Below are 20,947 nucleotides of genomic sequence, written 5' to 3' on the forward strand. Positions count from 1 at the left end.
GTACAGAAACCGAAGACCTAACGGTATTTCAAGAATCCTTTGAATGTTATGAAACATACATAATGGACAGCAAAGGAAATATTTTAGGTGTTCCGCTCCGTCGTGGTGTTTCAGATTCTTCCTTTATCGATCAAATCAGTTTTTCATTTCATGAGCGTACATTTTTTGACAAGTACGGTACAAGAATCGGCCTTTTAGCAGATGAAGATTTTGTAAAAGCAGCATCAATGCTGATGTATGAAATTATGGGCTTCGGCATCTACAAAGAATCAAAAGGTTCGGGCGGTCGTTTTTATGAAAGATGCTGGCTGATGGGTGATGAAGATGTACTTTATGGCCGCGTCCATTTCGGCGGACAAAATCAAACAATGCTTGTAGAGCTTACCGCAACAGGTTGTACAGCGGCAAAAAACGGCTGGGAATTCAGACTTTATGAGTTTTTGACTCAAGCGGTACGGCCAAAAATTACACGTGTAGATATTGCAAAAGACTTTTTTAATGGCGAATACAGCCCAAACCAAGCCAGAGAGGATCGAAACAAAGGTCTTTTCACCTGCCATCACGTCAAACCGAAAGGCGAATGTATAGGCTCAGACTGGGAAGAAGAAGACGAAGAAAAAATGACGAAGGGCAAAACCTACGGGATAGGTTCTCGTGAGTCCTCAAAATATGTCCGCGTCTATGAAAAAGGCAAACAACTGGGTGACAAGTCCAGTGTTTGGACACGCTTTGAAATTGAGCTTAAGTCAAAAGATATTGTGATTCCCTTCGAGGTCTTGCAAAACCCCGGTCTTTATTTTGGCGGAGCATATCCGATCTGTGAAAAATTCGCCAATCAGGCAAGCCGTATTCAGGCGGTTGAAAAAAATAAGGTCATTTCCGCTGATAGATATGTCGAATGGGTTAAAAAACAATTTGGAAGAGCAGCCAACGGATTGAAGGCGATTTTTCCTGATCTTAAAAAAGATGAACTTTTTGAATTGATCGAACCCGATCACCAAAAATTACCAAAATCATTAAGCCTGAATAATTTTGATTGCAAACTGTCCGAAATGCTCTTTATTCATAACGAAAAGTTACAAGAGGATAAAGGAAAAGCAGATCCATATTTTATGTATGAATATTATCTAAATATGGAAAAACATCTTGAAAATCAAAAATATGAAGTCAATGAAGAATCGTATTTAAATCATGTGTATTCGAAACATGCAGAACTGCCGATGTCATGGGCTTATTAGTTTCTGCCCGAAAAGAGGCTTAAAAAAAGGAAAAAAAGATGATTTTCACAATGCAAGGCCAAATCGTTGGCGTTAAAAAATTTAGCGGACAAATTGAGGGCAAAGCCTTTGACTACTGCCGTCTGATCGTAGCAACTCCTTTAGACAGCACCCAAGGCAACGCTTTGGGAAGCTCAGCCACGGAATACGATTTTGGCACAAGCGCAAATTTTGAACAATTTAAAACAGCACAATTTCCAATCGATGCAAATCTGAGAACCTGTATTCACAAACAACTATTTGATAAATTTTAATATTTATGAAATATACCCTAGTTTGACAAAATTTTCAGCAGATAAATTCGTCTGCTCAAAATCTTTTGCCAAACGTCGAGACCAACCCAACCATGCAAACGTTCGTTCTACAATCCAACGTTTGGGCAGAATATGCCAAGAAATATCTTGAATTTTCTTTGAAATCTCAACAGTTAAACCCAATTGCTCCGATACTTCGCGCTCAAATGTATTCCGATAACCTGCGTCTGCACAGAAACCTTTTAAACCCGGATAGGTCTCAAACGCTTTTTTTGCTGCAAAAATACCTGCTTTTGTGTCATGAATATTGGCTGCATGAACCACAACAGACAATAGGTTACCCAACGTATCAACAGCTATATGTCGCTTACGGCCTTTGATTTTTTTACCTCCGTCAAAACCTTTATCATGTGCGCCGGAAGCTGTTTTGACACTTTGCGAATCAATAATGGCATAAGTCGGCATCGCTTGTTTTTGATGGATTAAACGTTTTTTTGAACCAATGCCAAAAGAATCCTATCCCATAAGCCTGATTGGTTGGCTCTGCGATAGAAACTCCATACGGTCGGATAAGGTGGAAAATCATTGGGCAGCATGCGCCATTGGCAACCTGTTTTGGTAATGTACAAAACGGCATTCACTCATTTACGTTTATCCCATTTGTAGTGGCGTAGCCGGTTAAAATGTGGCTCAATCGCTTGCCATTGGGCATCTGTTAAGTCTGTTGGGTAGGATTTTCCAGTCATAAAGATATTTTATCATTTTTGTGAATACAGGTTCTAAATTCACACAAAAGGCCGTCTGAAGATACAGACGGCCTGTTTTTTGTGGCAAAAACAGATTGTTTATACGGAGAAGGATGAGCCGCAACCGCAAGTTGTCTCTGCATTTGGATTGCGGATGACGAATTGAGAACCTTGCAGGCTTTCGGTGTAGTCGATTTCCGCACCAACCAGATATTGGTAGCTCATCGGGTCAACCAAGAACGTCAGGCCGTTTTTTTGGATTTCAAAATCGTCGTCGTTTTTGATTTCATCAAAGGTAAAACCATATTGGAAGCCGGAGCAACCGCCACCGTTGACGAATACGCGCAATTTCAAATCGGGATTGTTCTCTTCGGCGATCAGGTCGGCAACTTTGGTGCAGCAGCTGTCAGTAAAGATAATAGGGCTTTCGTCTGACATGATGTGATTCCTTTTATATGAATATTTTTACTATTGTCGCGCAAACCGTTAGTCAAGGCAAGTTTGTGCAGACAGGGTCTGCCAGCTTACATGGAGGGCATGGCAGAAATTTCAAGCACCAGTATGTCAGATTTAGATACTTCTGCCAAACCATTCGACACGGCCGATGATGGCAACGTCGTCGGTCGGGTTTTTCAAGTCGATTTCAAAAGTAGGATAGGCTTCGTTGGCAGAAATGACGTTGACGATGCCGCCGGGTATCAGTTGCAGGCGTTTGACCAAAAGGTTTTCATTGAGGCGCAAAACATAGAGGCCGTCGCGCGGCGTGGTTTGGCCGTGATTGATGAGGATGGTGTCGCCATCATTCAGCACGCCTTCCATCGAGTCGCCTTTGACTGAGATAACGGAAAGGTTTTTGATGTCGCGCGTTACATAATTTTCAATCCAATAACGTCGGAACGCCATGGCGAACATCGGCTGTTCGTCGCCGACGAGCTGACCGTGTCCGGCCGCGGCCTGGATGTCGTAACGCGGTACGAAGACAAATTCGTCTATATCGACTGGGTTGCCCAGTGTGTCGGTTGCCGTGGCTTTTGGGGCTTCGGAATCGGGGAAGGGGGAGCCTTCGCCTGTCAAAAGCCAGTCGATGCTGCAGCCTTTAAGTTGTTTGATTTTTTTTAGCGTTTCCGATTTAGGCAGGCCGCCTTCGTTCCAGATACGGCTGAATCCGGCGATGGTCATATCGATGTCGGCGGCAATTTTGGCTTGGCGGGCTTCATCTTTCCATAAGAAAGCCAGGCGGTCTTTAAAGGTATCCATGTTTATGCCTTTATGGAGGTATGTTTTTTATATGGTTTGGACGATTTGAGTGTATTTTACCTTAGTTTTTATAAAATTGTAAGAAAAAAATTACTTCATCTAAGAAAAAGTATTGCATATTCTATTTTTTCTTAGTATTATTCGTTTTGTCTTAGATAAATCGATATTTCTAATTTTATATTCGATTTTTCTTAGTTTGATTTTATTTGGTTTAGTTTTTCTAATTTAAACCTGCTATATGATTATGATGAGAGGTGTGAAATGACTCGTTCGCGTAAAAATACTTTTTGGGTGCTGCTGGCGTTGGTACTGGGTTTTTTTGCTTTGCCTTTCGGATCTTCGGAGGCGCATGAGGCGGACGGTAATCTGACGGCTTCGGAATGCGAACGCTTGGGCAGCTTGAGTTTGGATCAGATGGATGGCAGGCTGCTGGCTTTTGCGAAAGAATGCGATATGGTGGAGGCTACCCACGATTGGGAGCAGCAGTACGGCAACTTGAATGAAGAAGAAATGCTTGCCGGCGTGGTGTATGAGTAATGTTTGTGAATGAATCGATAAAGGCCGTCTGAATGATCAAAGTTTCAGACGGCCTTGTGTTTTTAATCAGGATGATATTAAGGCATCAATGGTGCATTAGTCAGGCCGGTGGTTTCGGGTAGGCCAAACATGATGTTCATATTCTGCACGGCTTGACCGGCTGCGCCTTTAACCAAGTTGTCAATGACGGAAAGAACAATCCATACATCGTCTTGATCGGGCGCTCTTTGAGCGCTGATACGGCAAAGGTTAGCACCGCGCACGCTGCGGGTTTCAGGTGTCGAATCTGAAGGCAAAATATCGACAAAAGGACTGTCTCGGTAGTATTCGCGCAGCAATGCTTCAGGATCAGTATGTTCTTGCAGGTGCAGATAAAGGGTGGCATGCATGCCACGTATCATCGGAACAAGGTGTGGCACGAAAATCAGGCCGTCTGAAACATGGTCTTGCAGTCCGGACAGGGTTTGTCGGATTTCAGGCAGATGGCGGTGGCCGCCGACACCATAGGCTTTGAAGTTGTCGCCTGCTTCGCACAATAGGGCGTGGGTACTGGCTTTTCGGCCTGCACCTGAAACACCGGATTTACAGTCGGCAATCAGAGGCGCGTTGGCTTTCAGACGGCCAGCCTGAAGCAGCGGCAATAAGGGCAGGGAAACGCAGGTAGGGTAGCAGCCCGGGTTGGCCACCAGCATGGCTTTGGCGATGTCGTCTTTGTGAAGTTCGCACAAGCCGTACACTGCTTGGGAAACGAGTTGCGGCGCGGCATGGGTCATTTTGTACCATTTTTCCCATGTGGGAATGTCGCGGATGCGGAAGTCGGCAGACAGGTCAATCACGCGTACGCCTTTTTCGACAAGGGCCGGTGCTTCTTTCATGGCTACGCCGTTGGGCGTGGCGAAGAACACGAGGTCGCAACGGTCAAGCCCTGCATCCTCGGGCGTTTGGAATGTAAGGTCGTAAATGCCGCGTAGGCTGGGGAAGTAGTCGGCAACCGCAAGACCGGCTTCGCTTCGGCTGGTGACGGCAGTAACTTCTGCGTTAGGATGATTGCTGAGCAGACGTAACAATTCAACGCCTGTGTAACCGGTTGCACCGACGATACCAATTTTAATTTTTGTGGTCATGGTGTGGCTCCTTTGTAGGGTAACAATGCGTTTGATTATATAGTAATTAATTGCCGTCGGTCAGCGGGCTTGTGCCAAGCTTTGCAATAGAGGGTTAAACAGGCCGTCTAAAATATGGGATTAACGATAAAAGACAGCCTGGATATTTTTCAGACTGTCTTTTTGAAGAGATGAAAGTTATTTGTTTCTCAATATCTCAATAAGGGCGGCTTTGGACTGGTAGAAGTCCAAATCAAATAATGAAATGCCTAAATGTTTGCAATATTCTTCGATCATCTCCACAGTCAGCCTGTTTTTTTTTGAGTCTTTCGGTATATTTTTCTGTCTGTTCAAACGGCAGCGGCGTGCCATATTCCATAAACTCGACACGACTGGTTTCTTTATGCAGCATAACATTTCTGGTTTCGCAGTCATGACGGGAAACCTGTTTGCTGCCCTCATACAGGGTAAATGAGACCGCACCGAATTCGTCTTTGCCAAAATATGGACGTAAATACATAGTCAATAATCTGATTTTCCACAGCAAGGCTTCATACGGCACACTTGAAAAGTCTGTGCCGTTCCGGTTATTACCTATTAGCAATGACCAATCAGACTGCGTTTCCAACAATAAATATTTGGATGATCCGGTAATCTCAAGCGGATTCAAGAAATCCAATTTCTGACTGAGGGTATATTCCTCATCCAAATACGATAGTTTCGGTTTTAAATTCTGATAAAAGTCGCTTAAATCCATTAATCTTTTCAAATAGAGATCCAGTGCTTTTTCAAATGGCGCGCCAATAAAATAAAACTGTTTCAGGCTTGGATGGCCGTCTTTTGCAAGAAAAAAATCTTTGTTTACATTCATAATTTAATCCACGGTTCTTAAAATTACAATAGCATCCGGATCATTACTCAATGCTCTTGATGCATGTCCGGCTCCACGGTTCGAACTGGCGCGATCGTATTCGATATAAATTCGTTTATTAGAATCACGCAAGGTGGCTTGGACATCCGGGCGGCAGATCCCTACCCGGCACATTTGGTTGTTTACCTGCTGTTGGTTGATCCTAATATCTTTTGCACCCATTGAGCGCAAGTAAGCCACATCGTCCTGCATAATTTGGTTTTGAGACTTGCTCTTACCAATGGTTCTTCCACTACCATTTAAGGGAGATGGCGGAGTTGGTTTGACATTAATGTCCTGCGGAAGCCGATTGACAGGAATTTGTTCGCCGTTAACAATAATTCTACCATTATCTCTAGCTAACTATCTGATTACTTTTTGTTCTTTGCTGGTTAAGTTGGCTAATGATGATAGAGAAGGTTTCGGCAATGCCTTCTGTTCCCAATCCCGACTATTAAATCTCCGCTTTTTCCCATCAGGCCGCACAACCTTCACCGCATTGTCCGACCACGTTACCACAGAGCCTTTCGGTATCAGCTCTCCGTTGGCCAGGCGTTGTTCCTGTGCCAAGGTAACGGTTGTTCCTTTTACCGCATTGAAGAGAGGATTTCAGACGGCCTGAAAGTTTGGGAAAACGCGGTTTGCGGTTTTATTTAACTATCGATTTGAGATTGGTGTTTTTTATTTATAGTCAGTATTTTATAAATATTCTAGGCCTCGTGTTTTGAAAACCTTTTATATTTCGTCTTTATCCTATTCATACAGACACAAAATAAAAACGCAAAAAAATGCCCCCGGGTTGGAGAACCGGAGGCAAGTATCCAAGGAGTAGCTCTCATCAATAAGAACTAGTTACTTAGTACTATATCTCTTGTTAGGATTGAAAGCAAGCGTTTTGCACATTTTAACATTTAAATAATTTTTTCATTCAAATTCAAAGAGCTATCAAACAAACAGGGCTTGAATTTTGGGTTGGTGGCTGATGCCGATGACCAAAGTATCGGGCAAATGTTGCTTGAGGGTCTGCATCAACATCAGGGCGGATTCGTCATCAAGCTGGTTGGTGGCTTCATCTAGGAACAGGATCTGCGGTTTGTGCAGCAGCGCGCGTGCAAGGCTGAGGCGTTGCTGTTCGCCGCCGGAAAGGATGCCGTGCCATTCGTATGAAGTGTCCAAATCGTTCATCAACGTGTGCAACCTACCCGTTGGGCTGCTTAAGCCGACTTGTTCCAAGACGGTTTGAATCAAATGGTCGTCTTGGCAGGCCGTATAGGGATAGCTGACAGTTTGACGCAATGTGTCCGCAGGCAGGTAAGGGCGTTGCGGGAAGAACAGGCGGCTACCTTCGAGGGCGAAGTTGCCTTGGTAATACGGCCACAAGCCTGCGAGGGCGCGAAGCAGCGTGGATTTACCGATGCCGCTTCTGCCTTTAAGTAATACCCATTCCGGAGAACGGGCTTGGAGGTGAATATCAGTAAGCAGGGGGCTGCCGGTTTGGGTGTGGACGGTAAGGTTTTGCAAGACGGCCTTGCCGCTATGATGCGGCAAATCTGTTTGGTGTGACTGAAGGGAGGGGCTTTTTTGTTCTGCTTGTTCCAAGGCCGTCTGAAAACCGGAAAGCCGTTCGATGACTGCCGCCCATTCAATCAGGCGGCGGTATGCATCGGTAAACCAGCCAAAACTGTCTTGAACGCGGGCAAATGATGTGCGCGTCTGCATCATGTCGCCGAAGGTCATGGTTTTGGCGAGGTACATGGGCAGGGTGGCGAGAATGGGGATGAAGATGCTGATGCGCACATAGGTCGCCCAAAAGGTTTCTTGGCGGAATTCGCAGTTGGTCAGCCGTCGCCAGTTGTCGCGGATGCGGAGGTAACGTTGTTTCAGACGGCCTGTTTCCGCTTCGCCGCCGTTGTAGAAGGCGATTTGTTCGGCATGGTCGCGTACACGTAAAAGGGCTGCGCGGTAGTCGGCTTCGCGGTGCTGGCGGTCGATGTTGAGGTTTTTCAGTTTGCGGCCGACAAGATGGGCGATGACGGTGCTGAAGATGGAATAAATCAGGGCAACCCAGACGAGGTAGCCGTGTATGGTGATGTTGTGTCCTCCGATGTTGAAGGTCTGCACGCCGGAGAGCGTCCACAGTACAGCGACGAACGCGCTGAATTTGGCAACGTTGTTGATGAAGGAGCGAAAGAGGCTGATGCTTTTGTCGGCGAGGAGGTAGATGTCTTCGGCGATACGTTGGTCGGGGTTGTCCGGTTCGCCGGTCAGGCGCAGACGGTAGTGTTTGTGGCCGTCGAGCCAGTTTTTTTGAAATTGCTCGGTCAGATGGGTGCGCCAACGGAAGATGAGGCGTTTTTGCAGCCAGTCGGCACAAACGATACAGCCGATAACCATCGCCATATAGCCGAGGTATTCGACAATGAGCGAAGGCATGGATGCGCCGTCAAACGCAGCGAGCGCGTCGTAGAAACGTTTGTCCCACGCGGCAATCCAAACGCTGATGGTGATGGAGAATAGGGTAAACCCTATCAAAACGGCGAGCATCAGCCATTGGAGGCGACCGTGTGCCCCTGACCAAAAAGGGCGGGCAAGGTAAAAGAATTTTTTGAGCGTATTCATGATGAATGCTTGTAAATGTGCGTGATAGGCCGTCTGAAAACAGAATTTTGCTTTCAGACGGCCTTGTTTATAAGAAATGATTGGTTTTTATATGCTTTTGAAGAGTGGAGGGCAATCTACTTTCGGTTTACCGCTATTTACATTTTCCATTTCAGGCTGAACACGGCGTTGCGTGGTTCGCCGTAGAAGTTGCCACTGTTTAACCCGCGGCTGTATTGGTTTTCGTAGTAGCGTTTGTCGGTCAGGTTGTTGACTGCCAGCCCCAGTTGCAGGTTTTTGCTCGGGCGGTATTGGACGTTGGTGTTCCAAACCGTGTAGCCGCCTTGCTTGAGTGAGCCGGAAGAATTGGCGGTTTTGCTGCTGCTCTTCAAGCCAAGACCGACCGTCCATTTGCCGTCATCAACCGGCAGGATGTAGCTGGTGTAGAGGCGGAACATATGTTTCGGCGTATGGCTGCTGAAGTTGTAGCCTTTTCGGCGCGATTCAACATTGTCGCCGACGCTGTTGCGGTTGGTGCTGCGGTTGAAGGTGTAGCCTGCGTAAACCTGCCAATGGTCGGTCAGGCTGCCGGATATTTCAGCGTCCAAGCCGCGGCTGCTTTGGTTGAGCGGTTCCCAGTAGGCGTGTGGTTTGGCATTGACGCGTTGGTTGTTGTTGTCTTTGTCGGTACGGTAGAGGGCGACCGAGGTGTTCAGACGGCCTTCGTTCCATTCGCCTTTCCAGCCGAGTTCGTAGTTGCGCCCCATAATCGGCGGCAGCAGGTTGTCGTTGGAGTCGCGGTTCATCGTTTGTTTGAAGATGGACGTGTAGGCGGCGTAAACGCTTTGTTTAGGCGTGATGTCGTAAGTGATGCCGGCATAAGGAACGAAGCGGTTGCGTTTGAGCGAGTCTGATGAACCTGCTACCCCGTCTTTGAGGTCGCGATCCCAATAGAAGTCGCGTTTCCAGATGGTATAGCGTCCGCCTGCGATGATGTGTAGTTTGTCGGTAGGATTGATGCGCGCGCCCAAACCAAAGGCATGGGTAGTATAACGGCCGTCGCCGCCACGGGCTTTGGCTGTGGCGGAATCCCAATCGGGTTTGGCTTTCTCGCTGCCGTTAAAGGCATCTGCGTCATAGGTGCTGCTGTCGTCGAGCCAGCGGTTGCTTGAGTTCACGTTCTCTTTGGAATAGCTGTGCATGAAGAAGAGGTCGTGATTTTGGCCGAACGCGAAGATGCGGCCAGTCAGGTTGTTTTGGAAAGTGAACTGGCGGTTGCCTGCATCGTAACGGTCGAAGCTGTATGTGGTTCCCAGGCCGTCTGTACCGATGCCGTTACCTGTGCCGCCCAGCGTGTAATATTCTTTTGAACTGGTGTTCTTACGCCAGTCCAACTTGCTGCTCAGTTTCCAGTTGTCGTTGAAATAATGTTCAAACTCAGTAAAAAGATTGTATTTTTTCAGGCGGGCTTCGTTCCAATCCGCACCCAGATAGCGGCTGCGTTTCCATTCTTTGCCGTCTGCACGCATAGGCAGGCCGTCCGGATCGGGTGTTTCGGTTTGGTTGAGATAGCTTGCGCCCCAGGTAAGTTTGCTGTTGTCGCCGATGTCTTTGTCCATCACGCCATACAGAAGGACGTCGCGGCCGCCGGATTGGTCTTTGAAGGTTTTGTTGCTGCCTACTGAGCCGACAAAGCGTCCGCGCAGGCCGTGTTCTTGGCTTAAGGTGCCGGATGCATCAAAGACGCTGTTTACTTTGCCCCATGAGTTTGCCATCAAGTCGGCGGAAAGCTGGCTTTTTGCAGTCGGCTTTTTGCGGACGGCGTTTACCGTGCCGCCGGGTTCGTTGTTTGCCTGTGTCAAACCTGCCGCACCGCGCACCACTTCAATGTGGTCGTACATTGCCATATCGGTTGCACTGGTCGGGTCGCCGGCCGGGCCGCCTAAGCCGAATCCGCCGGGCGAACCGAGTTGCGTGGCAATGCCGTCTTCTTCAAACTGTTCGATAAAATAGCCGCGCGACATGAAATGCGTGCGTCCGCCGCTTTTGAAAACATTGATTCCCGTAGCGTTTTGCAATACACCTTCTAAGTCGGTAATGCCTTGGTCTTCAATTTGTTTTTTAGTAATGACGCTGACGGATTGGGGAATTTCCCGCGGAGAGAGCACCAGCCCCGTGGTTGAGCGCAGGGCGGATACTGTGTAGCTGTTTTGGCTTTCAGTGCGCAGGCTTTTGTTTTTACCCACTACGGTAACTTGTTCCACTTCAGCCTGTTGTACCTCTTCGGCAGCTTGTGCGGCTTGGGGCAATGCGGCAAGGCAGAGGGCAAGTGTGCTCAGTTTAAATAGTTTCTTAGAATGATGCATTTGATGAGGTCCTTGATAAAGAAAGGTATGTTTGTTTTTAAGAACCCGTATTCACAAACAACTATTTCACAAATATTAAAATTTATCAAATAGTTGTTTGTGAATACGGGTTCTAAGAAAAAGCAACAACAAGTTATCTGTTGCTTGCAAAGTTTTTCAAACAGCTTGTCCTAAATCAAATTTTTGAGCAATTACTTGTTTAATTGATGCAGGGATTGGTATTGGTAGCTCTAGTTGAATTGTTTACAGGCCGTCTGAAAATTGCCGGAGTTGTTCAGCTATAATGCTGTTTTGGTTTTTTAAGGCCTTTGCAAAATACGGTTTCGTTGTTTTAGGCTGAATGTGTACCCGATATGTTTGTAAATGTTTTGGGGTATGAGGAGAATGAGATGAAGAAAGTTTTGGTGTTGCAACATGGGGATTTGGGTGCTTGCGACTGGTCGGCATTTGGCGGTTTGGTGTCTGCGCCATCAGAGAAGTCGGTGTTGCGCGTGCCGGTTGATGATGATTTTGAATTGACGGACGAGATGCGTGCGGCGTTGATTGCGCAGCAGATAGATGGCGCGCTGTTGCCGGATGTGGCTTTTGCTGATTTGGGACTGATTGTCAGCGATATGGATTCAACGCTAATTACGATTGAGTGTGTAGATGAGATTGCGGCCGGTGTTGGGCTGAAAGATCAGGTGGCTGCGATTACGGAGCAGTCGATGCGCGGCGAGCTGGACTTTGAGCAGTCTTTGCGTAAGCGTGTGGCTTTGCTGGCCGGTTTGGACGAGCGCGTGTTGGAAGAGGTGTACGAGAATATGTTGCAGCTGTCGCCGGGCGCGGAATTTTTGTTGGCAGAGTGCAAACGGAATGATGTGAAGTTTATGCTGGTGTCGGGAGGGTTTACGTTCTTTACGGAACGCCTGCAACGGCGTTTGGGTTTGGATTTCCATTTTGCGAATGTGTTGGAAGTGGAAAACGGCAAGCTGACAGGCCGTCTGAAAGGACGGATTATCGATGCGCAGGCTAAGACGGATTTGTTGCGTGAATACCGTGAGCGACTGGGTTTGGCTTCGTGGCAGGTGGTGGCGATGGGTGATGGTGCGAACGATATTCCGATGATATTGGAAGCTGGATTCGGCGTTGCTTATCGGGCGAAACCGAAAACCGAAGCGAATGCGGATGCGTGTGTGCGCTTTGGTGGTTTGGAACGGATACGCGGTTGGTTTGCGTAAACTGTTTGAGGATGTTTGTCAGTCAGGCCGTCTGAACAATCGGGAAACCGGTTTTCAGACGGCCTGATGTTTTATAAGGCGATAAAACGGTAGCCTTCAGTATCGGCTTCGAGAATGGAGGCGTAATTGTCGCGCCAGTCGCCAAGTACGATGCGGGTGTAACTGGCGTTGCAATGAATGTTTTCGCGGTGGGTATGGCCGTGGATGAGCAGGGGCGTGTGGAAGCGTTGGACGGTTTCGTGGGTAAAGGTTGGATTGACGTCCATGATGTCGGCAGTTTTGTGTTGCTTGTCCTGTTTGCTCTGCTTACGGATTTTGGTGGCGATGTTCAGTCGGAGTGTGAGCGGCAGGAGCAGGAACAGGCGTTGCAGCCATTTTTGATGGACGGTACGGCGGAATTTTTGATAAGAATGGTCGTCGGTGCAGAGGGTGTCGCCGTGACAGAGCAGGGTGGGTGTGCCGAACAGGTCGATAACGGCGTACTCGGGCAGTAAGGTCATGCCGGTATCGCGGGCGAAGGTTTTACCGATGAGGAAGTCGCGGTTGCCATGGATAAAATAGCAGGCAATGCCGCGCTCGGTCAGGCTGCGGATGGTTTGTTTGATGGTTTGAACCAAAGGGCTGTTTTCGTCATCGCCGATCCAAAAATTGAAAAGATCGCCAAGAATGTATACGGCTTGGGCGTGAACGGCTTTTTCTTGGATAAATTTTTGGAAGAGTGCGGTCAGTTGAGGATGGGATTCGCTCAGGTGCAAATCGGCGATGAAGTAAATCGGCATGATGATGTGGGACGTGTGGGAAGGGTTTTATTATAACTTGGGTTGCCGCGTTTGGATTTGGGCTTGGTGTTTTTCGTTTGTAATGCGGTGATTTTATTGTTTTGATTTGGTGTGATAAGGGCCGTCTGAAACATCTTTTCAGACGGCCTTTGTGGCTTATTGGGCTTTGCCCTGATAGGTGATTTGTTTCAGCGTCTCTTCTTTGTACAAGTCGCTAATGGGGACGGTATAGAAGAATTCGTTGCTGCGGACAAAGCGATTGACCAGGTCTTTGTCGAGATGGAGGATGTGGTGCCGCAGTTTGTTTAAGCCTTTGAATATCATGGTGCTCCAACGCATATAGCCGTCCGAATTGGGGCGGATGTCGTTCATGGCATCAAGGGCGAGGAGTTTGCGGTTTTGCTCCTCTTTATCCAAAGGATGGGAATAGATGCTTTGGAAGTAAAACGGTTGCTCGGATGGCGGCGGCAGGCTGAGGGAAGAACCTACTTTGCCGATAGGGAAGTCGTCGCTCAGGTAATGTATGGTGTGCAAAAACAGATTGCCACGGCGGTAATCGATTTTACGCAGGGCTTCGATGGCGGCCAGCGCAGTCTGCAAACAAATGACCATACTGCTTATCTTTGCGAATGTCATATTTACCAGCATTTTGAACGCATTGATTATAAATATTTCGTCCAATTTCGCTGTCCTGTACTTCTTCTAAATTTTCGTAACCCAATTTTTGCTTGGCAATTTCAAAGTTTAAGTCATAACAAGCATGAACTGCTTGTGTCCATCTTTGAGTATGCTTGGAGCAATTCCAATCTGCACAACTGCCATCAAACATTAACTGCCCAAATGATAATAAATAACCACAACTGCTTAATACAAAAACACAAGTAATTAGCATAAAATATTTAAAAAGGATTTGTTTCATATTTTTCTCCATTCGGATTATTGGGATTGACTAATTTTGGAATAGCATGATTGATATATTTACCATCTGCCCTTTTTCTGGTGTGCCCCATTTTTCAACATAATCATCCCATTCTTTTGTACCTTTTTCAGGAACTTCTGCAAAATAACTGCTATGCGAATAGCACAATCCCTTACATGCACCTTGTGTGGTGTCATTGGTTCCTAGCAAGAAAGGTATCCATTTGTTCCCCACAAAATCCTTATTATGCACAATCGAATAGGATCCGCTGTTATAAGTTTTGCCGTCTGCACCCGTATAGGTATAGCCGTTTTTCTGTAAAACATCGGCGTAATCATTTTGCAAACAAATGTCCATACTGCTTATCTTTGCGAACATCGTATCTGCCATCATAGTAAGTACATTGTCCAGAAATATGTTGCCCAATGTCACTATCTTGAACTTGGCTTGTTGATTGATAGTTAAATTTACTTCCTATTGCCGATAACACAACTTTATAGTTATTTGATCGACAATTATGAACTGATTTCACCCAGCGTGGATTAAGTCTCGTGCAATTAAAATCCGCACAATGACCAAAACATCCTGTTAGCATCATGGTGGAAACAAAAAGTAATGCTATATTAAAATGGTTTTTCTTCATATTTTTCTCCATTTGGTTTGTTTGGGTTGATTAATTTAGGAATATATTTGTTGATGTATTTACCATTTTCATCTTTTTCGGTCGGTTCGCTCCATATTAACTTATAATCTTTCCAAGTTTCCGTTAAAACAGGTTCGCCATTTTTCTCAAAAATATCCCCATTCTTATCCCTTTGGTACTGTTCGGGCACTTCTGCAGAATATGAACTGTGCGAATAGCACAATCCCTTACATGCACCTTATGTGGTGTCATTGGTTCCTAGCAAGAAAGGTATCCATTTGTTCCTCACAAAATCCTTATTATGCACGATTGAGTAGGCTCCGCTGTTATAAGTTTTGCCGTCTGCACCCGTATAGGTATAGCCGTTTTTCTGTAAAACATCGGCGTAATCATTCTTCACATTTGTGGCTGTACCATAGAAACGTGCTTTTCTGATTGGGGCAATGCCATTTTGTTTTTGATTGTTTACCCAATCTTTTAAGGAAACGCTTGCTGTAATTCCCCCACGACTGTGATTACTGGTATCAACCGACCAGCCGTTACCCATTTTATGTTGGTGGTCGGGATGCGCATCGATGTTGGGAGACGGCGTCACGATAATATCCGGCTGGAACGTTTCTATCAGATAACCAAGGTTGTCTACCAAGCTGTTCCAAGTCGAACCGGGCTTGAGGTGTTCGCCAATGGGGAGGTGTTGGCACGGCGGAAAATATCGACGTCGGTCGTATCGATTTTGGTCGATTTAATCTCTTTTTCCGGATTTTGGCGCATGGCGGTCAATGTGCTGTCGAAGTAGCCCAGTTGCAGGATGTTTTCAGACGGCACACCGGCTAAAAGGGGAACGGTCAGGCTGTTCCAAACGCACATCCTGCCTTTTTGCAGATATTGTGCCTGGGTGTCGCAGTCGTATGTGCCGTAAAGGTTGCCATAGTGGAAGCTGCCACCTTCGCTGGCGGTTAAGGTGCAGATCATTGAATTGGCGGCGTGTTTTTCGTACAAACCGTATGCGCTTAATTCGGCATCGTCAGCATGGGGGGCGAGGACAAGGATTTTTTTGCCGTCGAGGTTTTCACGCGGATAAATAGAGAGTTCGATTTCTTGATCGGGCAAGGTCAGGTATTTGCCTTCCAGGCGGATGGTTTTATCGCTGTCGGAGAAGGTATCACTCAGATTGATATAGCGCACGCCTTTTGCACCGTATTCGAAATATTGCTTCCATTTGCCCTTAGATGAAATGGTTTCCACAAAAGGCAATACCAGCAATCCTGTCCAAGTGGATTTGATACGGATTTTGGCAATAACGGTATCTTGCCCGCTGATAGTGGCGGGCAAAGTCAGGCTGCCACCCTTGAGGGTAGCATGCGCGGTAGAGGGAAGGGAGGGATAGTTATAGTCTTGGTGTGTGTTGTAGGCAAACTGTTTTTTATGAATAATTGAAGTAATAATAAACAATATAACAAAAAAAGTCAGTATCAGCCCCGTTAGTATTAGAAACATTGTCAGGTTCCTTTATTGTATAACAGCTATGATATTGCTTGCGAAGACTATTTGTTTGTTTTTCTTACAAACGGTTGTTTTTAATACTCTAACGTCACTGAAGTAAACGTTTAAAATAAAACAGTTTTCAGGTTGATTATATATAAACGAACAAAATGTAGAAAGGCCGTCTGAAAGATTTGAAAGAAATTTCAAAAATTTCAGACAGCCTTAATATTTTAAAGGTTAAGCCGGTAAATTATGCTTCTTTTGTTTCAACTGCTTTCTGACGCAGACGCAGGCTTAACTCGCGAAGTTGTTTGTCGTCGACCACATTAGGCGCGTTGGTCAGCAGACATTGGGCGCGTTGGGTTTTCGGGAAGGCAATCACGTCGCGGATAGATTCGGCACCGGTCATCAGGGTAACCAGACGGTCGAGGCCGAATGCCAAACCGCCGTGCGGAGGCGCACCGAATTTCAGGTTGTCCAAGAGGAAGCCGAATTTCTCTTGTTGCTCTTCGGGGCTGATTTTCAGCGCGGCAAACACTTTCTCTTGTACGTCTGCTCGGTGGATACGGATAGAGCCGCCGCCGATTTCCCAGCCGTTCAACACCATGTCGTAGGCACGGGCCAGGCAGTTTGCAGGGTCGGAAACCATCAGGTCTTCATGGCCTTCTTTCGGCGCGGTAAACGGATGGTGTACGGCAACGTAGCGGTCGGCTTCTTCGTCGTATTCGAACATCGGGAAATCGACAACCCACAAAGGTTTCCATTCGTCTGTGAAGTAGCCGTTTTCCGCGCCGTGTTCTAAACCGACTTTGATACGCAATGCGCCGATGGCTTCGTTCACGACTTTGGCTTTGTCTGCGCCGAAGAAGATGATGTCGCCGTTTTGCGCGCCGGTACGCGCAATAATTTCTTTCAGGGCGTTTTCGGACAGGAATTTCACGATTGGAGATTGCAGGCCGCTGTCTTCGCCGTTGGAAAGGTTGCCGACATCGTTCACTTTGATGTATGCCAAACCTTTCGCGCCGTAGATGCCGACAAATTTGGTGTATTCGTCGATTTCTTTGCGGCTGAATTTCGCGCCGTTCGGTACGCGCAGGGCGACCACGCGGCCGCCTTTCATATCGGCTGCGCCACGGAAAACTTTAAACTCTTCCGTTTTCATCAGGTCGGTCAGCTCGGTAAATTTCAAGTCGATACGCATATCCGGTTTGTCAGAGCCGTAGTAGAACATGGCTTCAGAGTAAGGCATGCGTGGGAAGTCGCCCAAATCTACGTTCAAAGCATCTTTGAAGACTTGTTTAGCCATGCCTTCAGTGATGTCCATGATTTCATCCTCGTTCAGGAACGAGGTTTCCAAGTCGATTTGGGTGAATTCCGGCTGGCGGTCGGCACGCAAGTCTTCGTCGCGGAAACATTTGGTAATTTGGTAGTAACGGTCGAAACCGGCCACCATCAGCAGTTGTTTGAACAATTGCGGAGATTGCGGCAGAGCGAAAAATTCGCCCGGATGAACGCGGCTCGGCACGAGGTAGTCGCGCGCGCCTTCCGGAGTGGAGCGGGTCAGCATTGGCGTTTCGATGTCGATGAAGCCTTGCGCGTCCAAGTAGCGGCGAACGCCCATAGCGACTTGATAACGCAGGCGCAGGTTGCGTTGCATCACCGGACGGCGCAGGTCGATAACGCGGTTGGTCAGGCGCACGTTTTCGCTGATGTTTTCGTCGTCGATTTGGAACGGCGGCGTGGCGGCAGCGTTCAAGACTTCGATTTCTTTGGCAAGGATTTCGATTTTGCCGGAAATCATTTTGTCGTTGGTTGTACCTTCCGGACGGTTGCGTACGCGGCCGGTAATGCTCAAGACGTATTCGTTGCGGGCGGAGTCGGCAGCGGCAAATGCTTCGGGCGTGTCAGGGTCGATAACGACTTGAACGATGCCTTCGCGGTCGCGCAGGTCGATAAAAATCACACCGCCGTGGTCACGTCGGCGGTGTACCCAGCCTTTGACGGTAACGGTTTGGTCTAAGTATTGCTCGCTGATCAGGCCGCAGTAGTTGGTACGCATAAAATCACCTTTTTATATTGTTCAATTTGAAAAAGAAGGAAAGGCCGTCTGAAAAAAGAAGACCTTAATTGTTATGTTCGGTATCACCGTCTTCAGACGGCTTTTGGGCGGGTAGGGCTTTAACCGGTAAGTCGTCCGGCATGACCATGCCCAGCGAAATTACATATTTCAATGCCTGATCCACACTCATGTCCAGCTCGCGAACGTCGCTTTTTTTAACCATGATGTAATAGCCGCCGGTCGGGTTGGGCGTGGTTGGGACGTAAACGGAAATATAGTCGTCATCTTGCGGCAGGCTGCCTTTGAGTTTGTCAGGGATATGGCCGGAAACAAAGGCTATCGTCCAAATGCCCGGTTGTGGAAAGGGAACCAGTATGGGGGTTTTGAACGAGCGGCTGCTGTCGGAGAGTAGGGATTCGGAAACTTTTTTAACGCTGGAGTAGATGGATTTGACGACGGGAATGCGTCCCAAAAGGCTGTCCCACGCGCCGAGAATCCGTCTGCCTAAAACGTTGGCGGCAAATACGCCGGTAACGAACAAGACGACGGTAGCGGCAACAATGCCCAAACCGGGTATGTTGAATCCCCAGAAATGCTGGGGCTGCCAGCTTTCCGGCAATAGGCTGATCAGTCTGTCGGCGGCGGATATGATGTAGGTCATCGCCCAGATGGTTACGGCAATCGGCAACCAAACCAGTACGCCTGTAATCAGGTATTTCTTTAAAGCCTTGGCGATTTTTCCGCTTTCGGCTGCGGCTTCTGTCATCTTTGTTTCATTCCGGCAAGTTTTGCCCAAACTTCGCATTATACGCGTTTGGGCGCTAGGAAACGAGTATTTTAAACGAATGGCTTGTTTTGTTGTTTCAGACGGCCGCTTTGATTGCAAAGGCCGTCTGAAACAATATAGGGGAAAATCAGATACCGTCCCAGTCGTTGAACATCAGGCCGAAGCCGATGCCGTTTTGTTTGTGGTTGTAGTCAATCAGGCTTTCGCCGTAGCCGTGGAAGCCGCGGACAACGCCTTTGAGTTTTCCTTTGAGTGGGAAGGTGTAAGCAGCTTCAATGGCACCGCGTCCGCTTTTCGGGTTATAACGCAGGACGGAATAAACATTTTGTTTGTCATTGAAGCGGTATTGGACTTTTAAGTCGCCGTAGCCCATGTATTTGTTGATGTCCGGATTGTCGTCGTCATCTCCTTTTTGGTCGAAGGCGCGCATCCAGACTCTAGGAATAACGGTCAGCTTTCCCCATTCCATGCCGGCCATGGCATAAACGCGGTTCCATGATCGAGATTCCGGGCGGCTTTGACCGTTGGATTGGTGAACAAAACCTGCGCCAACCATACGCAGTTTGCCGCCGAAAGGCAGGTCTGCTTTAACGGGTTGGGTAATGAAGATTTCAGGCTCGTAGTCGGTGTTGCGGAACGGTGCGGATTTGCGGCCTTGGTTGAAGATTTGCCAGTCGGATTTTTGGGTATAGCCAAACCATACGTCGGCACGGGTTTTGAATAAATCTTCGGCAATCTTACTTTTGAAGGAAACCTGCATTTTGGTTTCGAGGCGTTTTTGTTCGCTGAATTTTTCCTGCGTGGTTACGCCGCGACTGGGGGATTCCGGGTAGTAGTTGGGGCTGCTGTTGTACCAAACGGGCATGAGGTACATAGGGTTGTGCTCGCGTACGCTCAACAGGCCGCGTGTGTCGTTTTTATCCAAATCGTACATCAGGCTTAAAGGCGTGTAGCTGTCGGCAGTTTCGCTTAATACGTCATCTGAAATATTCGGATGGGTAGGGTTGTCGAATACGATGGCCGCTTCTTTTTTCTCAATGCTCTTGCGGACGCTTTGTTCGAGGTCAACCGATGTTTTGGCGGTTTCGGTTTGCGCTTGCGGCAGTGGGGATTGAGGGGGGAGTTGCGCCGAGTAGATGTTGTCGTAACACGCCAAACGGGTGGCATTGTCTTGAATGGTGGTGCAGTGTAGGGCGGTATCGGCGGCGGCCAGTGGAGCGGCGGCAATGAATCCGATACTTAGGGAATGTTTCAACATCTTGTTCATGAGAGTTTCCGTTATTTTTCAGACGGCCTGATGAGAGGGTAAATGGTTTTATTTAGTCGGTTTGGGCTGTGGATACGGCAATGCCCCTGAAAGGCAAGACCTCAGGGGCATCGTATCAGCTCGATTATCCTGCTTTGGTTGTCAGGATTTCCGGCATCTGCGTCAGTATTAAGCCAAAGCTTTTACTTTAGCAGACAGACGGCTTTTATGACGGGCTGCTTTGTTTTTGTGGAATACGCCTTTGTCAGCGATGCGGTCGATGACTTTAACGGATTCTTGGTAAACTGCTTGAGCAGCAGCTTTGTCGCCGGCTTCAACTGCTTTCAACACTTTTTTCACAGCGGTACGGAATGCAGTACGCAGGCTGGCGTTGTGGGCGCGTTGTTTAACCGACTGGCGGGCACGTTTGCGGGCTTGTGCGCTGTTTGCCATATTGAATATCTCCTGAAAAATAAATTCTGTAAACGCGCAATTTTAAAGACAGATTTCCTTGTATGCAAGCTTTTTCTCTATAAACGCGCGCAAATCAGCCGTATTTTGCCCAAAAACGACAGCCGGTGCAACGCTTTTGGGAAAAAGATGATGTTGCTTTGTCTTATTTCAATAAAAATCAGATGGATATTGCTTTTCGTTTGCTTACGTTTCCATTACAATAGCCTAACTCTGCACCGGGGTGTTTATGGGGTGCAGGGTTTCTTATTTATTGACATTAACCACTCTTTCATCAGGAATCTGCCCGT

At 47.4% G+C, this 20,947-nt stretch carries 25 protein-coding genes and 1 pseudogene; 4 read left to right on the forward strand and 22 right to left on the reverse strand.

Annotated features, from left to right (window positions below; all coding sequences use genetic code 11):
* The first annotated feature begins 62 nt into the window (after nucleotides 1-62).
* Both FAH67_RS00125 and FAH67_RS00130 read left to right on the forward strand, forming a co-directional pair.
* A complete protein-coding gene (locus FAH67_RS00125; protein ID WP_003682122.1) occupies nucleotides 63-1,238 on the forward strand; it encodes a replication initiation factor domain-containing protein in 1,176 nt (391 codons plus the stop codon).
* Between the two features lie 38 nt (nucleotides 1,239-1,276).
* Complete coding sequence (locus tag FAH67_RS00130) at nucleotides 1,277-1,531, forward strand: hypothetical protein (protein ID WP_112890757.1); 255 nt, start codon at nucleotides 1,277-1,279, stop codon at nucleotides 1,529-1,531.
* A gap of 3 nt (nucleotides 1,532-1,534) precedes the next feature.
* Here FAH67_RS00130 and FAH67_RS11640 read toward each other — a convergent pair whose 3' ends face one another.
* From FAH67_RS11640 to FAH67_RS00150, 4 genes are all read right to left on the reverse strand, one after another.
* Nucleotides 1,535-1,996, reverse strand: coding sequence for an IS5 family transposase (locus tag FAH67_RS11640; protein WP_112890756.1), 462 nt, complete (start codon nucleotides 1,994-1,996; stop codon nucleotides 1,535-1,537).
* A gap of 17 nt (nucleotides 1,997-2,013) precedes the next feature.
* The gene (locus tag FAH67_RS11645; RefSeq protein WP_112890726.1) at nucleotides 2,014-2,172 is read right to left on the reverse strand and encodes a transposase; all 159 of its coding nucleotides are present in this window, start codon (nucleotides 2,170-2,172) and stop codon (nucleotides 2,014-2,016) included.
* A gap of 204 nt (nucleotides 2,173-2,376) precedes the next feature.
* Nucleotides 2,377-2,715 carry an iron-sulfur cluster insertion protein ErpA gene (erpA, locus tag FAH67_RS00145; RefSeq protein WP_003680162.1) on the reverse strand — a complete coding sequence of 113 codons (339 nt, stop codon included), beginning with the start codon at nucleotides 2,713-2,715 and terminating at the stop codon, nucleotides 2,377-2,379.
* A gap of 132 nt (nucleotides 2,716-2,847) precedes the next feature.
* Nucleotides 2,848-3,534 carry a S24 family peptidase gene (locus FAH67_RS00150; protein WP_003680158.1) on the reverse strand — a complete coding sequence of 229 codons (687 nt, stop codon included), beginning with the start codon at nucleotides 3,532-3,534 and terminating at the stop codon, nucleotides 2,848-2,850.
* 261 nt (nucleotides 3,535-3,795) lie between these two features.
* Here FAH67_RS00150 and FAH67_RS00155 point away from each other — a divergent pair, with 261 nt between their 5' ends.
* Nucleotides 3,796-4,071, forward strand: a complete 276-nt coding sequence (locus FAH67_RS00155) for a hypothetical protein (RefSeq protein ID WP_003680156.1) — start codon at nucleotides 3,796-3,798, stop codon at nucleotides 4,069-4,071.
* Nucleotides 4,072-4,148: 77 nt separating this feature from the next.
* Here FAH67_RS00155 and argC read toward each other — a convergent pair whose 3' ends face one another.
* The 6 genes and pseudogenes from argC to FAH67_RS00185 form a co-directional block, all read right to left on the reverse strand.
* On the reverse strand, nucleotides 4,149-5,195 hold the full coding sequence (argC, locus tag FAH67_RS00160; protein ID WP_003680154.1) for an N-acetyl-gamma-glutamyl-phosphate reductase: 1,047 nt from the start codon (nucleotides 5,193-5,195) through the stop codon (nucleotides 4,149-4,151).
* A gap of 232 nt (nucleotides 5,196-5,427) precedes the next feature.
* Nucleotides 5,428-6,045 (reverse strand): hypothetical protein, encoded by a 618-nt coding sequence (locus FAH67_RS00165; RefSeq protein WP_003680153.1) that lies wholly within the window; start codon nucleotides 6,043-6,045, stop codon nucleotides 5,428-5,430.
* A 3-nt stretch (nucleotides 6,046-6,048) separates the two neighbouring features.
* A complete protein-coding gene (locus tag FAH67_RS00170) occupies nucleotides 6,049-6,285 on the reverse strand; it encodes a hypothetical protein (RefSeq protein WP_134982918.1) in 237 nt (78 codons plus the stop codon).
* A gap of 210 nt (nucleotides 6,286-6,495) precedes the next feature.
* Nucleotides 6,496-6,678, reverse strand: a pseudogene (locus FAH67_RS00175) (adhesin); the annotation flags it as partial.
* A 351-nt stretch (nucleotides 6,679-7,029) separates the two neighbouring features.
* Nucleotides 7,030-8,703 carry an ABC transporter ATP-binding protein/permease gene (locus FAH67_RS00180; protein ID WP_003680150.1) on the reverse strand — a complete coding sequence of 558 codons (1,674 nt, stop codon included), beginning with the start codon at nucleotides 8,701-8,703 and terminating at the stop codon, nucleotides 7,030-7,032.
* 137 nt (nucleotides 8,704-8,840) lie between these two features.
* Nucleotides 8,841-11,048 carry a TonB-dependent siderophore receptor gene (locus FAH67_RS00185; RefSeq protein ID WP_003680149.1) on the reverse strand — a complete coding sequence of 736 codons (2,208 nt, stop codon included), beginning with the start codon at nucleotides 11,046-11,048 and terminating at the stop codon, nucleotides 8,841-8,843.
* 389 nt (nucleotides 11,049-11,437) lie between these two features.
* Between FAH67_RS00185 and serB the strand changes: the two genes are divergently transcribed.
* Nucleotides 11,438-12,268 (forward strand): phosphoserine phosphatase SerB, encoded by an 831-nt coding sequence (gene serB, locus FAH67_RS00190; protein ID WP_039863764.1) that lies wholly within the window; start codon nucleotides 11,438-11,440, stop codon nucleotides 12,266-12,268.
* A gap of 71 nt (nucleotides 12,269-12,339) precedes the next feature.
* Here the strand turns inward: serB and lpxH are convergent, their stop codons facing one another.
* The 12 genes from lpxH to rpsT form a co-directional block, all read right to left on the reverse strand.
* A complete protein-coding gene (gene lpxH / locus FAH67_RS00195; protein ID WP_415881245.1) occupies nucleotides 12,340-13,050 on the reverse strand; it encodes a UDP-2,3-diacylglucosamine diphosphatase in 711 nt (236 codons plus the stop codon).
* A 153-nt stretch (nucleotides 13,051-13,203) separates the two neighbouring features.
* Nucleotides 13,204-13,659, reverse strand: a complete 456-nt coding sequence (locus FAH67_RS00200; RefSeq protein ID WP_039863762.1) for a hypothetical protein — start codon at nucleotides 13,657-13,659, stop codon at nucleotides 13,204-13,206.
* Nucleotides 13,610-13,966, reverse strand: a complete 357-nt coding sequence (locus FAH67_RS00205; RefSeq protein ID WP_198400921.1) for a hypothetical protein — start codon at nucleotides 13,964-13,966, stop codon at nucleotides 13,610-13,612. The genes FAH67_RS00200 and FAH67_RS00205 overlap by 50 nt, the downstream gene beginning before the upstream one ends.
* A 30-nt stretch (nucleotides 13,967-13,996) precedes the next feature.
* The gene (locus tag FAH67_RS00210) at nucleotides 13,997-14,323 is read right to left on the reverse strand and encodes a filamentous hemagglutinin (protein WP_232500809.1); all 327 of its coding nucleotides are present in this window, start codon (nucleotides 14,321-14,323) and stop codon (nucleotides 13,997-13,999) included.
* The gene (locus tag FAH67_RS00215; RefSeq protein ID WP_081451152.1) at nucleotides 14,301-14,609 is read right to left on the reverse strand and encodes a hypothetical protein; all 309 of its coding nucleotides are present in this window, start codon (nucleotides 14,607-14,609) and stop codon (nucleotides 14,301-14,303) included. The genes FAH67_RS00210 and FAH67_RS00215 overlap by 23 nt, the downstream gene beginning before the upstream one ends.
* The gene (locus tag FAH67_RS12350) at nucleotides 14,590-14,799 is read right to left on the reverse strand and encodes a hypothetical protein (RefSeq protein ID WP_003680138.1); all 210 of its coding nucleotides are present in this window, start codon (nucleotides 14,797-14,799) and stop codon (nucleotides 14,590-14,592) included. Before FAH67_RS12350 ends, FAH67_RS00215 begins: the two co-directional genes overlap by 20 nt.
* A gap of 48 nt (nucleotides 14,800-14,847) precedes the next feature.
* Nucleotides 14,848-15,255, reverse strand: coding sequence for a hypothetical protein (locus FAH67_RS12355; protein WP_003680136.1), 408 nt, complete (start codon nucleotides 15,253-15,255; stop codon nucleotides 14,848-14,850).
* Nucleotides 15,249-16,106, reverse strand: coding sequence for a PIG-L deacetylase family protein (locus tag FAH67_RS00225; protein WP_003680134.1), 858 nt, complete (start codon nucleotides 16,104-16,106; stop codon nucleotides 15,249-15,251). Before FAH67_RS00225 ends, FAH67_RS12355 begins: the two co-directional genes overlap by 7 nt.
* A 238-nt stretch (nucleotides 16,107-16,344) precedes the next feature.
* The gene (gene aspS, locus FAH67_RS00230; protein WP_003680131.1) at nucleotides 16,345-18,153 is read right to left on the reverse strand and encodes an aspartate--tRNA ligase; all 1,809 of its coding nucleotides are present in this window, start codon (nucleotides 18,151-18,153) and stop codon (nucleotides 16,345-16,347) included.
* 64 nt (nucleotides 18,154-18,217) lie between these two features.
* Entirely contained in the window at nucleotides 18,218-18,919 is a 702-nt protein-coding gene (locus FAH67_RS00235; RefSeq protein ID WP_003680130.1) for a DUF502 domain-containing protein, read from the reverse strand.
* A 148-nt stretch (nucleotides 18,920-19,067) separates the two neighbouring features.
* Nucleotides 19,068-20,207, reverse strand: a complete 1,140-nt coding sequence (locus FAH67_RS00240; protein ID WP_003680129.1) for a phospholipase A — start codon at nucleotides 20,205-20,207, stop codon at nucleotides 19,068-19,070.
* Nucleotides 20,208-20,375: 168 nt separating this feature from the next.
* Nucleotides 20,376-20,639 carry a 30S ribosomal protein S20 gene (rpsT, locus tag FAH67_RS00245; RefSeq protein WP_002212556.1) on the reverse strand — a complete coding sequence of 88 codons (264 nt, stop codon included), beginning with the start codon at nucleotides 20,637-20,639 and terminating at the stop codon, nucleotides 20,376-20,378.
* Between the last annotated feature and the right edge of the window lie 308 nt (nucleotides 20,640-20,947).

Source organism: Neisseria flavescens (assembly GCF_005221285.1).
Lineage (GTDB): Bacteria > Pseudomonadota > Gammaproteobacteria > Burkholderiales > Neisseriaceae > Neisseria > Neisseria flavescens.

Bases quoted from the DNA above. Each gene is read 5' to 3' on its own strand.
- FAH67_RS00125 (WP_003682122.1), top strand. From the start codon at position 63: ATGGACAGCAAAGGAAATATTTTAGGTGTTCCGCTCCGTCGTGGTGTT.
- FAH67_RS00130 (WP_112890757.1), top strand. From the start codon at position 1,277: ATGATTTTCACAATGCAAGGCCAAATCGTTGGCGTTAAAAAATTTAGC.
- FAH67_RS11640 (WP_112890756.1), bottom strand. From the start codon at position 1,996: ATGCCGACTTATGCCATTATTGATTCGCAAAGTGTCAAAACAGCTTCC.
- erpA (WP_003680162.1), bottom strand. From the start codon at position 2,715: ATGTCAGACGAAAGCCCTATTATCTTTACTGACAGCTGCTGCACCAAA.
- FAH67_RS00150 (WP_003680158.1), bottom strand. From the start codon at position 3,534: ATGGATACCTTTAAAGACCGCCTGGCTTTCTTATGGAAAGATGAAGCC.
- FAH67_RS00155 (WP_003680156.1), top strand. From the start codon at position 3,796: ATGACTCGTTCGCGTAAAAATACTTTTTGGGTGCTGCTGGCGTTGGTA.
- argC (WP_003680154.1), bottom strand. From the start codon at position 5,195: ATGACCACAAAAATTAAAATTGGTATCGTCGGTGCAACCGGTTACACA.
- FAH67_RS00165 (WP_003680153.1), bottom strand. From the start codon at position 6,045: ATGAATGTAAACAAAGATTTTTTTCTTGCAAAAGACGGCCATCCAAGC.
- FAH67_RS00180 (WP_003680150.1), bottom strand. From the start codon at position 8,703: ATGAATACGCTCAAAAAATTCTTTTACCTTGCCCGCCCTTTTTGGTCA.
- FAH67_RS00185 (WP_003680149.1), bottom strand. From the start codon at position 11,048: ATGCATCATTCTAAGAAACTATTTAAACTGAGCACACTTGCCCTCTGC.
- serB (WP_039863764.1), top strand. From the start codon at position 11,438: ATGAAGAAAGTTTTGGTGTTGCAACATGGGGATTTGGGTGCTTGCGAC.
- FAH67_RS00200 (WP_039863762.1), bottom strand. From the start codon at position 13,659: ATGGTCATTTGTTTGCAGACTGCGCTGGCCGCCATCGAAGCCCTGCGT.
- FAH67_RS00205 (WP_198400921.1), bottom strand. From the start codon at position 13,966: ATGAAACAAATCCTTTTTAAATATTTTATGCTAATTACTTGTGTTTTT.
- FAH67_RS00210 (WP_232500809.1), bottom strand. From the start codon at position 14,323: ATGGACATTTGTTTGCAAAATGATTACGCCGATGTTTTACAGAAAAAC.
- FAH67_RS00215 (WP_081451152.1), bottom strand. From the start codon at position 14,609: ATGAAGAAAAACCATTTTAATATAGCATTACTTTTTGTTTCCACCATG.
- FAH67_RS00225 (WP_003680134.1), bottom strand. From the start codon at position 16,106: ATGTTTCTAATACTAACGGGGCTGATACTGACTTTTTTTGTTATATTG.
- aspS (WP_003680131.1), bottom strand. From the start codon at position 18,153: ATGCGTACCAACTACTGCGGCCTGATCAGCGAGCAATACTTAGACCAA.
- FAH67_RS00235 (WP_003680130.1), bottom strand. From the start codon at position 18,919: ATGACAGAAGCCGCAGCCGAAAGCGGAAAAATCGCCAAGGCTTTAAAG.
- FAH67_RS00240 (WP_003680129.1), bottom strand. From the start codon at position 20,207: ATGAACAAGATGTTGAAACATTCCCTAAGTATCGGATTCATTGCCGCC.
- rpsT (WP_002212556.1), bottom strand. From the start codon at position 20,639: ATGGCAAACAGCGCACAAGCCCGCAAACGTGCCCGCCAGTCGGTTAAA.